Source organism: Pontibacillus yanchengensis, from assembly GCF_009856295.1.
GTDB classification, from domain to species: Bacteria; Bacillota; Bacilli; order Bacillales; family BH030062; genus Pontibacillus; species Pontibacillus yanchengensis_A.
In genome coordinates this window covers 18,350-31,201 of the sequence record NZ_WMEU01000007.1, presented here as the reverse complement: position 1 = coordinate 31,201, position 12,852 = coordinate 18,350, and the positions used below count along the sequence as shown (strand labels likewise).

The window sequence follows — 12,852 nt, the reverse complement described above, 5'->3', positions numbered from 1 at the left end:
TAATAAATTACCACGCTCCTCCCCTCAACGGTGCAAGGAGTGTCCGTTTGATCTTCTTCACATCAACAAGGTATAACATATTATTCCAAAAGTGAGGGGGAGCTTTTCCTGTATAAGGTTTTAATCACCGTGAGAAAGGCAATTATACAATTGGACCTTTTTGTACGGATGAGGAGTGAGAGATGTGCCAAGATATAGCAGGGGTGCTTTTATATATAACGGGAATGCAGGTGCAGGAAAACTAGAACAAAAACTTTCCCAAACGATACCAACACTAGCTCAAAATGTTGAAAGCTTAACGGTACTCCAAACTCAAAGTAGAGAAGATATGATCGAAAAGTGTAAAGAGTATGGAAGAAAGGTAGAGGTATTGTTCATTTTAGGTGGTGATGGAACAGTACATGATACGGTCAATGCATTAGCAGATTTAGATTCTAGACCTGTGGTAGGGGTGTTACCCGGGGGAACTTGCAATGATTATGCAAGGATGCTTGGGCTTCCGCAAGATTTATATCAGGCTTCGCAAGCGTTGGTAGATGGAGATGAACGCTATGTTGACATTGGTAAAACGAAAGATCATTATTTCACAAACTTCTGGGGGATTGGGTTAGTGGCTGAGACCTCCACCAATGTTGATTCTGCACAAAAAAATAGATTTGGTGTCTTGAGCTATTTTATTAGTGCTATGAAGAGCATGAATGAGGCGAATCCATTCAAATATAAAATTACCGTCGACGGAGAAACAGCATTTAATGATCAAGCGGTGGTGGTGCTTGTGTTAAATGGTAGATATATTGGGACTCGAATGGTTCCAATACCGGACTTATCTCTTAATGATGGGAAATTTGACATATTGATAGTGAAGAGTTCTACTCTTACTTCATTCAGAGAGTTACTTACAATGAATTCTCCAGATAACAAAAAATATCAAGAACTTTACCATATCCAAGGAGAGCGTGTAGAAATCGAAACTGAGGAGCAGATGGAAATTGATTCAGATGGCGAAATCAATAGCAGCACCCCTGATTCTATTGAACTTATTCCGAATCATCTAAAAATGCTATTCCATCCAAATGCTGAGTAGATTATTTAGTTAAAGCAAGCATGCACGTGCGCAACACGATTAACGATCTATTCTAAGGAGAAACGAATATATGAAGAATCGAATGTTTTTGGGGATGATGTTGCTTATGTTGTTCTTAGCAGCATGTGAAAGTAAACCTTCTAGTGGAGAGGCTAATGAATCGAAACATATGGAAGTGCAAGTGATGACAGTGCCAGAAGATATAAAATCAGGAGAAGTTAGTACTCTCCAAGCCAAAGTAACGATTGGTGGAGAAGAGGTAAATGATGTAGAAAAAGTAAAATTTGAATTATGGAAACAAGGTTCTACTGAACGTCAACAGCGTGAAAGTAAAATGCAAGGTAAGGGGATGTACTCCGTCCAGCATATATTTGAAGAGAAGGGCGTATACAATGTGGCTGTAAGCGTTACAGCGCAAGGTTTGCAAAAAAAGGTTCAAAAATCGGTTGAAGTAGGAGATGTAAACACAGATGAATAGAAAGGCGCAAGATCCCGTTTGGCGACGTATGGGCTACTATATAGGTCTATACAAAAATAGAGGGGCTGAGGAACTCAGCCCCTCTATTTTGTACATACTGCTATGCCAAGTGGATAATGAACACTTTCACGAGGTGGCTCAATCAATACTCCCTTTTGATAGAAAAATTCAGTAGATCGGTAATCTGTAAATAATTCATGAAATTCATCAGGGGTTAATTGATGGACATGGAATGGAGAGCCACACTCTTTTCCTCTGCCTTTTCCAAAAGGGGTGGATACAAGTAATGTACCTCCTGGTTTTAACAAACGATAATAATTCTGCAAGAGAAATTCTTCTTCTTTAATGTGTTCATACGTTTCAAAGCTTATAATTGTGTCAAATGTTCCTAGTTTTTCTGGAAGGTCTTCATCGACTGCATTCAAGACTTTAAAGGAGGATTTTGGGTGATGATAGGCTCCTTTTGCGTAGCGAATAACCTCTTCATCGATATCGACCCCAATAACTTCTTCCGTTTCATGTTTGCGTTCTTTGGCCATCATATGTGTACCGTACCCCGCTCCGCAGGAAAGGTCTAAAACGCGACCTTGTACATAAGGTAATGCAAATTGATAGCGAGCCATATGTTCAAGTAACAATTTATTAGAGGACTTCATATATTCGGGAATGACACGTTCACCTGTATCTTCCATCGTATTATCCACCGCTTTCTAGGTTATATATGTATAACGTTAATTATGACATAGAACGCACAACATCAAAAGAAGGTCGACCATGAATCATAAGGTAATGTGGTGTGATATGCTGTAATACAAAGGTCCATCTTTCTTACGTTAGCCATTATTATAAGTTACGATTAAATCCACAGACGCTAAGTGATATACTTGTACTGGATAAGTGAATGTATGGTGGCAAGCTGTTAAACAGTAGGATTATTATTGGACATTGTAGGGAATTTTAACGAGTATAAGGGAATTTCTTATCATATGGTCTAGAGAAAACCCACCCATCGAGACTTTTGTAAGACAGGTACACATGACGGAAAAAATAAATATCATTAAGAAGACATTCCAGGGTTCTCTAGGGGTTTGACAGTATATTGAAAATCTAGCTATACTTTTGTTTATACGAAAGGTGAAGTTATTGAATAGAAAGGCTGAGAAAAATGGATCAAGAAGAACAAAACTATCATCAAAAGAAAGAAGATCCATCACTGAAACTGTTTGTTGTGTTATCAAAAGCATATAGAGCTATTTCAGATCGAGTACAGGAAGATATTCGGACGCAAGGGTTAAATCCCACAGAATTCGGTGTGTTGGAATTGCTGTATCACCAAGGTGACCAAGCACTCCAAAAAATTGGTGATAAAATACTTTTGGCTAGTGGAAGTATTACGTATGTAGTAGATAAGCTTGAAAAGAAAGGCTTACTAGAACGGAAGCCTTGTCCAAAGGACCGCCGTATTACGTATGCTGCTATTACAGAGGATGGGCGTAACGTGCTACATGAAATTTTCCCTGACCACTGGAAGCAAATTGAAGAAATCACAGGTGGATTAACACAGGAAGAAAAGGAACAAATGATTCCGTTGTTAAAGAAACTGGGCGTATATGCTGATCAAATGGAACGATAGATTGTAAAGAACAGTTTCTTCATGATATAGTAAAAATAATCAAATCATTAAAGGAGGTGGATGTAGAGATGTTACGCATGGAAAAGCACATGGTTGATTGTCATTCTGTATATTTTAATCGTGTGCAAACGCATGATTTTGTTGCCGACGGGATACGTCTGTCCAATTTTAAGCAATTAAATCAGTAACCATGTGTGGAAATCTCTCATCTAACCTAAAGAAAACGCGATGAATGATTCGGACTGCCACACGACTATAAGCGTGTGGTTTTTCTAATCATTCTTATCGATGTATGTCGACGAGGCACAGAGATTAGAGAGATCTCTGTGCTTTTTTTATTGTCGTGGCAAGCTCAAGGCTTGGAGAGTTATGACTCGGGCTTTTCTTTAAATAATGATTTGGAGGAACAAAAATGTTAATTACTTTAAAAGATATAAAAACAATACTAGCAGGAAACGTATTATTTGAGAATTTAAGTTTTGATATACAAGCTGGCGACAAAATTGGTCTTGTTGGGCGAAATGGTACGGGGAAAACAACGATATTTAAATTAATAACCCAGATGGAATCCATGGATGATGGGCAATTATATATAAAGAAAAATACCAAGATTGGCTACTTGGCTCAAATACCTCAGATAGAGGAAAAGACAGTGTATGAATTTTTACGAAATAGTTTTGCCGAGTTGATGGATATTCAGCAATCTATGAGTCAATTAGAAGCGAAAATGCAAGACCCAGACTACATGGAAAAAGCAATTGAGGAGTATGGAAAGTTACAAGAAGAATTTATGCGTCTTGGCGGGTATGAGATAGAGTCGCAAATTGATAAAGTAGCTCATGGTCTACACATTCATACTCTTTTACAACACAGCTTTGATCAGTTGAGTGGTGGGGAAAAGACGAAGGTGGGTTTGGCGAGAATTTTGTTAGAAAGTCCTGATGTTTTGCTACTGGATGAGCCTACAAACCATCTGGATATTGAGGCAATTGAATGGTTGGAGGAACACCTGAAGCAGTATGAAGGTGCTGTATGTATCATTTCACACGATCGACATTTTCTTGATCGGGTCGTGACGAAGGTTGCAGATTTGGAACAGGGTGAAATCGAACTATATCAGGGCAATTACAGTTCTTATGTTCAGCAAAAGGAAGAGAAGTTGTTAGCCGAGTTCAAAGCCTATCAAGAGCAACAGAAACGTATTAAGAAAATGAAAGAGGCTATTAAACGTCTTAGACAATGGGCGAATGAAGCCAATCCGCCGAGTGAGAAGCTATTCCGTAAAGCCAAAAGCATGGAGAAAGCGCTAGAGAAAATGGAAACAGTCGAAAAGCCAGTATTAGATCCAAAACGGATGGATTTATCTCTATCATCAGAAGAGCGAAGTGGGACGGATGTCATTGTAGCAGAGAATGTCGCTAAATATTACGACGGTAAGCCTGTATTAAAAGGATTAGATTTACATTTGCGATATAAGGAACGGCTAGCCGTTATAGGGAAAAATGGTGCAGGGAAAACGACCTTGCTGAATCTTCTCTTAAATAAAGAGAAACCGACAGATGGTTTTGTGAAAGTAGGAACTAGCATTCATTTGGGATATTTACCCCAAGAGCCATTATTTGAAGTTGATCCTACACTAAGAATGATTGATTATTTTCGTGAGGAAGTGAGAGTGACAGAGGGACAGGCTAGGCAAATTTTAGCGAAGTTTATGTTTTTTGGTTATGCCGTCTTCAGAAAGATTCACCAGTTGAGTGGTGGAGAGCAGATGAGAGTGAAGCTAGCGATTTTCATGCACCAAAATGTGAATTTGCTTATTCTTGATGAACCAACAAATCATTTAGATATTGATTCTCAAGAAGTGTTGGAGGATGCCATTAATCAGTTCTCTGGAACAGTGATCTGTGTATCCCATGATCGTTATTTTCTGAATAAATGTTTCTCTGAAACAGCTTACCTTGAAGACGGAAAATTATACCGTTATAAAGGAAGTTATGACGAAACGAAACATAAGCTTATGGCTTTAAGAGAACAAAAAGAAGAGTCGATGCACGATACTTCTAAGAAAGGTTCTTTTTCAAAGCAGGCTAAGAAAAAAGAGACAACAAGAGATTATGAACAAGAGATTCAATCGTTAGAAAAGAAAATTAATGACACCAAAGAAGAAATGGTTCATATGGCGGATGTTGAAGAGTTAATGAATGCTCAAGAAGAGTCAAATCGGTTGGAGAAGGAATTGGAAGAATTGTATGAAAAGTGGTTGTTAGAAGAGTAATTACAAGGAAAAACCTTGGAACTCATAGGAGAGTGCCAAGGTTTTTTTAGTGTCTAGCTTACTATAAAAATGTTGGCTTGTGTATAACTTAATATGGATAGGGGGCCATGTCTAGCTCCAGCGTTCAGCGACTAGTGTGCTTCCCTCACCTCTGTACGACGCTGGGTCACGCAGCAACATCGAACCAATCCACGTCGTACGGGCCGCAGCTCATACGTCGCTAAGCGGGCGCTTGCGTTTTTCTTTATACAATCTTGATTCGTTTTGCTTCATCGTCTTTGTGTGAGCGGTAGTACTTGATGATGGAGGGGATGACGGTTTCAAAGTTAGGGCAAGTGATATCGGAATTTTGTAATTGTTGTACAGCGGCAGAGGTGTCATAGTGACAATCGTGTGTGAAGTAAGGGAGCGTTTGCTTCTGAATGTTTAGCCACTTTCTTATAGGCATAATTGTTAATGAGGCGTAGGCAGCATGAATGGGTAAAGTATATTGTGGTGACTGTCCAAGTAGAGATTCCATTAGCATTTTGTAGACCTCTCGTGTTTTATTCGGGTTTGGATTTGTTAAGTGATAAGTCTGTCCAATTGTACTTTGTTGATGACTTAAGTAGATAGTAGCTTTAGTGATAAAGTCTACGGGTACGAAATTAGCTTCCGTATTGGCATTGCCGAAATACGGAATAGAAGGCAGGAACTTAAGACGATCAAAAAGGTGTAACAAAAAATATGGACCATCAAACTTAGCGGTTTCGCCTGTTTGGGAATGGCCAACAACAATACCTGGTCTAATAATTGTAACTGGGAGATGACCTTTTTCGGCTTGTACTAGCCGTTCTGCCTGGTATTTCGTAGCTTCATAATAATTCTTGAATCCAAATTCGTGATCTAGCTCATGTTCATATATATCGCCAGTACGCTTTCCTGATACATAGGCCGTACTAAAATATGTGTAATGCTGCAATTGTTTTGCGCCTCTTAACCATTCATTTAAGAACTGTGTTCCTTGTACATTTACTTGATATGCTGGTTTGAGTGGCACAGATAGATCATATAAAGCTGCAAGGTGATAAGCATGGGTGAGAGTAGAGAGGATTTTATCGGAAGTTGAGGAGTCTAGGTTTATGTTCCTTTTCGTGATGTCACCGGTCACAAGTTCAAATACGTTATTGGAAACGTTATGGTTATGTGAGATGGTTTCAATTTTTTTCTCACTCTCTGTTTTGGTTGCAGGTAAAATGAGAAGGTAAATTTTTCCAATAGAATCTTGCTGTTTGATTAATTCCTCGATTAAATAGCTCGTAAGGAAACCTGGAAAACCTGTAAAAAAGTAAACATTTTTCATGTAGTTACCTCCTGTACAAACAAGTCATACTTAATGATTTCGATATGTTCTACTATATTCCTGCTTGGGAGAATCATTACACCTTCAATTGTTTATTGTTGTGAGGAGGAGGGAACTCTATAATAGTGTAATTCCAAAGGAGGTATAGCTATGAATGTACTTGTAATTGGTGCTCATGGGCAAGTAGGTAAGCATGTCGTTGATAAAGTGAAAGAATATGGACATAACCCTGTGGCTATGATTAGGGACACGGACCAAATTCCCTATTTCGAAGAGCGGAATGTACAAACGGTTTTGGCAGATTTACAAGGTGATTTTCGTCAGGCCTTTTATAATATAGATGCTGTCATTTTCGCCGCAGGTTCTGGTCCACATACCGGGGCTGATAAGACGATTATTATTGACCAAGAAGCTGCTATCAAATCAATGGAATTAGCAAGAGAGTTTGGTGTCAAACGCTACGTCATGCTAAGTTCAATTGCAGCCAATCGTCCGGAAATAGGTCCTTCAGCTTTGAAGCACTATTTATATGCTAAGGGACGTGCAGATGAGTACTTACGTCATACAGACCTGGTGTACACAATTGTAAGGCCAGGCGGGCTAACGAATGACGCTGGTAATGGCAAAGTCTATGCAAATGAGACAATCAATCAAAGAGGAACGATCCCGCGCGAAGATGTAGCCAGTGTACTGGCACACGTATTGACTGTTCCACACCTTGAAAGAATAAGCTTTGATCTTTTAAGTGGTGATCATAAGATTGAAGAAATGTTTGCCAAGTAAGCTAGCAATAAAGCAAGAAAACCCTAACTCAACTCCTGTTGAGTTAGGGTTTTTTTAGGAAAAAAGCCAATTATGTTTTACACCTCTAAAAAAGCAGTTTGACTAATGGGGAGCATGGGGAAATGATAACTATTGTTTTGAAAAAGGATTGTATCATGTTATTATGAGCAAAATGAACTATATAATGGATAAAGGGGGAGGACGATGAGTGAGTATAATGTAGTGGTTTATACGAGTGATAGATGCATTCATTGTACAAAAGTACTTGAACTTCTTCGTGAATGGGATATAGAATTCACTGAAAAAAACATCTCTCAAAATGCTGATTTCTATATTGAAATGAAGGAAATGGGTGTTTATGGGACCCCTGTTACCTATATTGATGGACAACAGGTATTAGGTTTTCAGAAAAGAAAATTAAAGAAGTATTTAGGAATTGATGAGGTCTCCTCTTATATTCGTCAAAGAACATTAAGCAACCAAAATTAAATCTAAAGTAAAAGCAAGAAGGAGATTCCTTCTTGCTTTTTTTGTTGTCTAGGAAATTATAAAAACGTTGGCTTGTGCATAACTAAGTAAGTTATAGAGGCCACGTCCAGCCAGCGCCCAGCGAATAGTATGCTTCCCTCGCTTCCCCACGATAAGTTAATATCGAATCACGCATGTTTTTGTGTTTCCTTTATCTCCTAAGGATTCAAGGGGAAGTTCTGTGATGAAGGAGGTTCGATTAAAACCTCTTCATCGTGCAGCAACATCGAACTGACCTACATCCTGTAGGCCGCAGCATATACGTCGCTAAACGGGCGCCCTGAGTTTATTCTTGGTAGGAAAGCACTTTTTTTGAAGGTATATCATAGGCTATAGGTGAAATAGCCAATATGTGGAGGTGGAAACCTATGCACCCTATGCACCCTATGCACCAAAGAAATGCCCAACCATATCATGGAAAGAGGCCGATGCCTGGCCCTGGACCAATGCCTTTCACGCAACAATATCCTCAAGATCAACCGTTTATGCCAATGAGTATGGGAGAATATCCCCAACAACAACCTTTTCAACCATATCCCAATCAACCTGCACAAGAAGAGCAGCCAAGGCCACCAGTATTCCAAACACCTTACGAGCAATTTGCTAAGCCCCCTCAACCAAATCAATGGAATCCATATTATTCTTTGCAACAGCAATATCCGCAACAAAATCAACAAGCTACTCCAAAAGGGATTATGAATTATTTCCAAGATAAAAACGGACAATTGGATTTGGATAAAATGCTTTCGACAATGGGGCAAGTAGCCAATACAGCTAATCAATTCTCTCCACTCGTTAAAGGGCTTGGTTCGTTTATGAAAGGATTGTAAACCTCTCTCCGATTCTGAGAGGTTTTTTGTTTTAATCGAAAATGTTATAAAAATTTGATTGAGTACAACAAGTGTATGTTGTATGTAAAGGCCACGTCCTGCTACAGCGCCCATACTCTAGGATTCTAAGCCTCTCAAGGGTAGAGTAAGGCACCTTAAGCTTTTCTTTATGTGATAAAATTAAACTAATGGTATGTAATCGTGTGCTCAATCAAAAGTAGTTAATACAAGAACAAATCAATACATAAAGAAAGGATGGTCACCATGAATCAACCAGATTCAGTAGGGAATCCCCCAGTTCGGACTCCCTTTTATTATGGGTGGATGGTTGTGTTTCTTGCGGGATTGAGTGTCTTTTTCTCAGGCCCTGGGCAAACATATTCTATCTCTATATTTATAGAGCATTACATAGAAGATTTTGAGTATTCTAGGTCGCTTGTATCTGGCCTTTATTCCACTGCTACGCTTTGTGCGGGTTTTACGTTGTTCTTAGTAGGAAGAATTGTAGATCGAGTTGGGCAAAGGCTTATGTTAACTGTTGTAGGAGGGTTATTGGCCCTGGCTTGTTTTTGGAATAGCTTTCTTGTAGGCCCTGTCATGATGTTTTTAGGGTTTTTCATGCTTCGTTTATTTGGTCAAGGATCTCTGACACTTATTCCTAACACGCTTGTTCCGCAATGGTTTATTACAAAGAGAGGACGAGCATTAAGTGTGATGGCGGTAGGAGGATTTGTTAGTTCTGCACTATTACCGCCACTTAACACATGGTTAATCGACGTATTCGGTTGGAGAAATGCTTGGTTGTTCTGGGGAATTCTCTTACTTCTTGTATTTGTCCCTCTAGTTTACTTTTTTGTACGGAATCAACCAAAAGATATTGGAGAAGTTCCTGATGGAAATCCTAAAAAGAAGTCCTCAGATGAAATGGATGCTAATCCCAATGTAGAAATCAATGAGAAGAGTTGGACCCTTCGGGAAGCGATGAAAACTAGAGCTTTTTGGCTAATATTGTTCTGTGTTAGTGTTCCTGCTCTAGTTAACACGGGTGTTACGTTCCATATGGTATCCATTGCAGAAGGGAAGGGCCTTACAAAAGAGGTGGCTGCTCTAGTGCTTTCTCTCATGGCGTTTGTAGGTTTCCCAGTTACGTTCTTGGTTGGATACCTTGTCGACCGTATATCTGTGCATTACTTGTTAGCTATTACATTTGTGGGGCATATCTTTGCACTGCTCGTGTTATTGCAAGTAGGTTCGTGGACTGGTGCAGTCATATATGGTGTGATGTGGGGCCTTGTGAACGGCTTTGAACGTATCGTGTTAAATATTGTTTGGCCTAACTACTTTGGGCGAGAATATTTGGGAAGTATTAAAGGGTTAGCCCAGACTGTTATGGTGGTAGGCTCAGCCTTTGGTCCACTGCCTTTTGGTTTGTTTTATGATTGGTTTGGAGGATATCAACAAATTATTTGGATCATGATGATATTCCCACTTATCGCAGCTATCTTTTCTTTACTTTCCCCTAAGCCAACTTATGAAGCGTATCATTCTGCGTAAAGGAAAGGTACACAAAATCGAAGGGCACGATTTTTGCCCTAGGATGCGAATCGATCCAGATGAAGTTCGACTAAAACCGTCATATCGTGTGAAAACGTCGAACGATCTTACATCGTGTAGGGCCGCAGGAAAGCGAGTGATTTCCCGGCCCATCTTTTCTCCTAATTAACAAAACGAAAACATATCTCTAATCCAGATTATCTCGAACTCAAGTATTCAAGATAATAGGACGATTGTGGAATAACAAAAGCAATTTAAAAAGGCTCCTGTGACTAGAAGTAACAGGAGCCTTTAACCGTTAAATTATCCGTTTTAGTCTACAAAAAATGACATAACATAGCCGCCTTCTCCAGCGTAGGTAGCGCATAAAGGACCCATTTCCATTAGGATGGAATCTTTAAAGGCATAGCGTTCTTTCATTTCTTGTAGAAGTTTTTTGGCTTTATCTTCTGTAGTGCTATAGGAAAGGGAGATGACTTTATTTTCAAAGTTTGTCGTCGTCTCTCCTATTTGTTCTATAAAACGACGCATTGCTTTTTTGTTTCCTCGTACTTTCTCCGCCACATCAATTTCTCCCTCATCGGTCGCTTTCATGAGCAGCTTAATGTTTAACGTTTTAGCAATGGCTCCTTTAAAACGATCAAGTCGACCGCCTTTAATTAGGTTCTCCACAGTACGTAAGATGAATAGCGTAGTCGTTTGTTCAATTCGTTCTTCCATGTGAGCAACTAGTGGTTCAAATTCCATACCATTTTTCACGCATTTACCAGCTTCGTCTATTAATAATGACATACCTGAAGTTGCAGTTTTGGTATTCAATACAACAATCGTACGCTCAGGCTCTTCCTCAAGGAGCATCTCCTTACCCATAATGGCATTATCATGAGTGGTGCTTAAGGATTTAGATAAAGCTAACATTAGTATAGGATTCTCAGGATCTATTTCTTTAAAGGTTTCATAGAATGCATAGGGGCTAGGAGCAGATGAGCGAGGAAGCTCATCTTCTTCCTTCATTTTTTTATAAAAGGTTTGTATATCTAGGTCAACGCCGCTTACATACTGTTGTTCACCGAAGTGAATATTTAGTGGTACAATTTTAACGTTATAGGCTTCGATTAGATGAGGTGGAAGGTCTGAACCACCATCTGTTATTAGTTGAATATGCACAACATCACCTGCTTTTCTCTATTTTAAGGTCCATGTTTGATGGAAATCCTTTGAACTTACGTATCAAGTTTGTGAGTGATTTTAACTTTTGATTTATGGGATGTACTAAAAACAAACAAGCTTAATCCCAATATTACAACCGTTCCTCCGAGCCATTGTGACCATGATATTGTCTCGTTTAAGATGAAATAGGCTAGGATTGATGCTCCAACTGGTTCAAAAACGATGCTCATGGAAATCGTCGATGTGCTTACCCATTTTAGTACCCAATTGAACAATGTATGTCCAAAGAAGGTTGGGATAATAGCAAGAGCCAAGAAAATGCCCCAATGATCAGGTGGGTACCCAACGAATGGTTGTTGAGTTAAAAGATTATATAGAATCAACGTCAATGAGCTAATGCCATAGACGAGGAAAGTATAGGTCATTAAAGACAACCGTTTACGAACATTCTGCCCAACTAAAAAATAACCTGTTACCATGACAGCTCCTAGTAAGGCTAGCATATCACCATAAAACGCCTGTCCACTTATTTGAAAGTCACCCCAACTAATAACGGTGCTCCCTGTAATGGCTATTATCATACTAAGGACTGCTCCAACTGTAAAGCGCTCTTTAAAGAACAGATACGTTCCAAGAAAAGCGAAGATTGGTTGAAGGGTGACGAGTACTACAGAGCTAGCTACAGAAGTGAAATTAAGCGATTCAAACCATAGTATAAAATGGAAGGCTAAAAATAATCCTGATATACTAGCTAGTAACCAATCTCGTTTAGTGATTTTTGCGAATTCATGTCGGTTTTTTAGAAGAACATATGGAGTCATTAATAAAACTGCGAATAATAAACGATAATTGGCAATAATAGAAGCAGGGGCTGCATCAGCTAGTTTTACAAACACCGCTGCAGTGGAGACGGAAAGTACTCCAATCACAATTGCTATATAGGGATTAAATGGTGGTTTTTCCAATAGTAACCCACCTCCGTTCACATGTGTAGCTTTTCCTTATTTTATCATTGATAGAAAGGAAAAGGTACTTTAAACTTATAGGAATTGATGTTTTTACTGTGATGTGGTAAAATAAATTTAAATCATTCGTACCGAGAGCCCTCTTCCAACTGTGAGGATGGCTTTTTTTACGTGTTTTTCTTTCAATGTAAAGGAAACGAAAAGGAGTAG

The 12,852-nt window shown here is 39.1% G+C and carries 13 protein-coding genes; 9 read left to right on the top strand and 4 right to left on the bottom strand.

The features are described from left to right. The first annotated feature begins 184 nt into the window (after window positions 1–184). Window positions 185–1,084: a YegS/Rv2252/BmrU family lipid kinase gene (locus tag GLW08_RS17880; RefSeq protein WP_160850008.1), complete on the top strand. Its 900-nt coding sequence runs from the start codon at window positions 185–187 to the stop codon at window positions 1,082–1,084. Between the two features lie 70 nt (window positions 1,085–1,154). Continuing rightward, window positions 1,155–1,562, top strand: coding sequence for a FixH family protein (locus GLW08_RS17875; RefSeq protein WP_160850007.1), 408 nt, complete (start codon window positions 1,155–1,157; stop codon window positions 1,560–1,562). An 83-nt stretch (window positions 1,563–1,645) separates the two neighbouring features. On the opposite strand, the gene GLW08_RS17870 is transcribed toward GLW08_RS17875, so the two are convergent. Then, entirely contained in the window at window positions 1,646–2,254 is a 609-nt protein-coding gene (locus GLW08_RS17870; RefSeq protein ID WP_160850006.1) for a class I SAM-dependent methyltransferase, read from the bottom strand. A gap of 473 nt (window positions 2,255–2,727) precedes the next feature. On the opposite strand from GLW08_RS17870, the gene GLW08_RS17865 reads away from it, so the two are divergent. The 3 genes from GLW08_RS17865 (at window position 2,728) to abc-f (ending at window position 5,470) form a co-directional block, all read left to right on the top strand. Then, window positions 2,728–3,195: a MarR family winged helix-turn-helix transcriptional regulator gene (locus GLW08_RS17865; RefSeq protein ID WP_160850005.1), complete on the top strand. Its 468-nt coding sequence runs from the start codon at window positions 2,728–2,730 to the stop codon at window positions 3,193–3,195. A 68-nt stretch (window positions 3,196–3,263) separates the two neighbouring features. Next, window positions 3,264–3,383 carry an RAxF-45 family protein gene (locus GLW08_RS22290; RefSeq protein WP_337193961.1) on the top strand — a complete coding sequence of 40 codons (120 nt, stop codon included), beginning with the start codon at window positions 3,264–3,266 and terminating at the stop codon, window positions 3,381–3,383. A gap of 224 nt (window positions 3,384–3,607) precedes the next feature. Next, the gene (abc-f, locus tag GLW08_RS17860; protein ID WP_160850004.1) at window positions 3,608–5,470 is read left to right on the top strand and encodes a ribosomal protection-like ABC-F family protein; all 1,863 of its coding nucleotides are present in this window, start codon (window positions 3,608–3,610) and stop codon (window positions 5,468–5,470) included. Between the two features lie 244 nt (window positions 5,471–5,714). On the opposite strand, the gene GLW08_RS17855 is transcribed toward abc-f, so the two are convergent. Next, entirely contained in the window at window positions 5,715–6,812 is a 1,098-nt protein-coding gene (locus tag GLW08_RS17855; protein WP_160850003.1) for an SDR family oxidoreductase, read from the bottom strand. A gap of 150 nt (window positions 6,813–6,962) precedes the next feature. On the opposite strand from GLW08_RS17855, the gene GLW08_RS17850 reads away from it, so the two are divergent. The 4 genes from GLW08_RS17850 to GLW08_RS17835 all read left to right on the top strand — a co-directional run bounded on the left by GLW08_RS17850 (window position 6,963) and on the right by GLW08_RS17835 (window position 10,507). Then, window positions 6,963–7,595, top strand: a complete 633-nt coding sequence (locus tag GLW08_RS17850; protein ID WP_160850002.1) for an SDR family oxidoreductase — start codon at window positions 6,963–6,965, stop codon at window positions 7,593–7,595. 204 nt (window positions 7,596–7,799) lie between these two features. Further along, window positions 7,800–8,084 (top strand): glutaredoxin family protein, encoded by a 285-nt coding sequence (locus GLW08_RS17845; protein WP_160850001.1) that lies wholly within the window; start codon window positions 7,800–7,802, stop codon window positions 8,082–8,084. A gap of 407 nt (window positions 8,085–8,491) precedes the next feature. Further along, window positions 8,492–8,953, top strand: a complete 462-nt coding sequence (locus tag GLW08_RS17840) for a YppG family protein (protein ID WP_160850000.1) — start codon at window positions 8,492–8,494, stop codon at window positions 8,951–8,953. 264 nt (window positions 8,954–9,217) lie between these two features. After that, window positions 9,218–10,507: an MFS transporter gene (locus tag GLW08_RS17835; RefSeq protein ID WP_160849999.1), complete on the top strand. Its 1,290-nt coding sequence runs from the start codon at window positions 9,218–9,220 to the stop codon at window positions 10,505–10,507. 312 nt (window positions 10,508–10,819) lie between these two features. Here GLW08_RS17835 and GLW08_RS17830 read toward each other — a convergent pair whose 3' ends face one another. Together GLW08_RS17830 and GLW08_RS17825 are read right to left on the bottom strand one after the other, a co-directional pair. After that, complete coding sequence (locus tag GLW08_RS17830) at window positions 10,820–11,674, bottom strand: DegV family protein (protein ID WP_160849998.1); 855 nt, start codon at window positions 11,672–11,674, stop codon at window positions 10,820–10,822. 56 nt (window positions 11,675–11,730) lie between these two features. Continuing rightward, complete coding sequence (locus tag GLW08_RS17825) at window positions 11,731–12,642, bottom strand: DMT family transporter (RefSeq protein WP_160849997.1); 912 nt, start codon at window positions 12,640–12,642, stop codon at window positions 11,731–11,733. Between the last annotated feature and the right edge of the window lie 210 nt (window positions 12,643–12,852).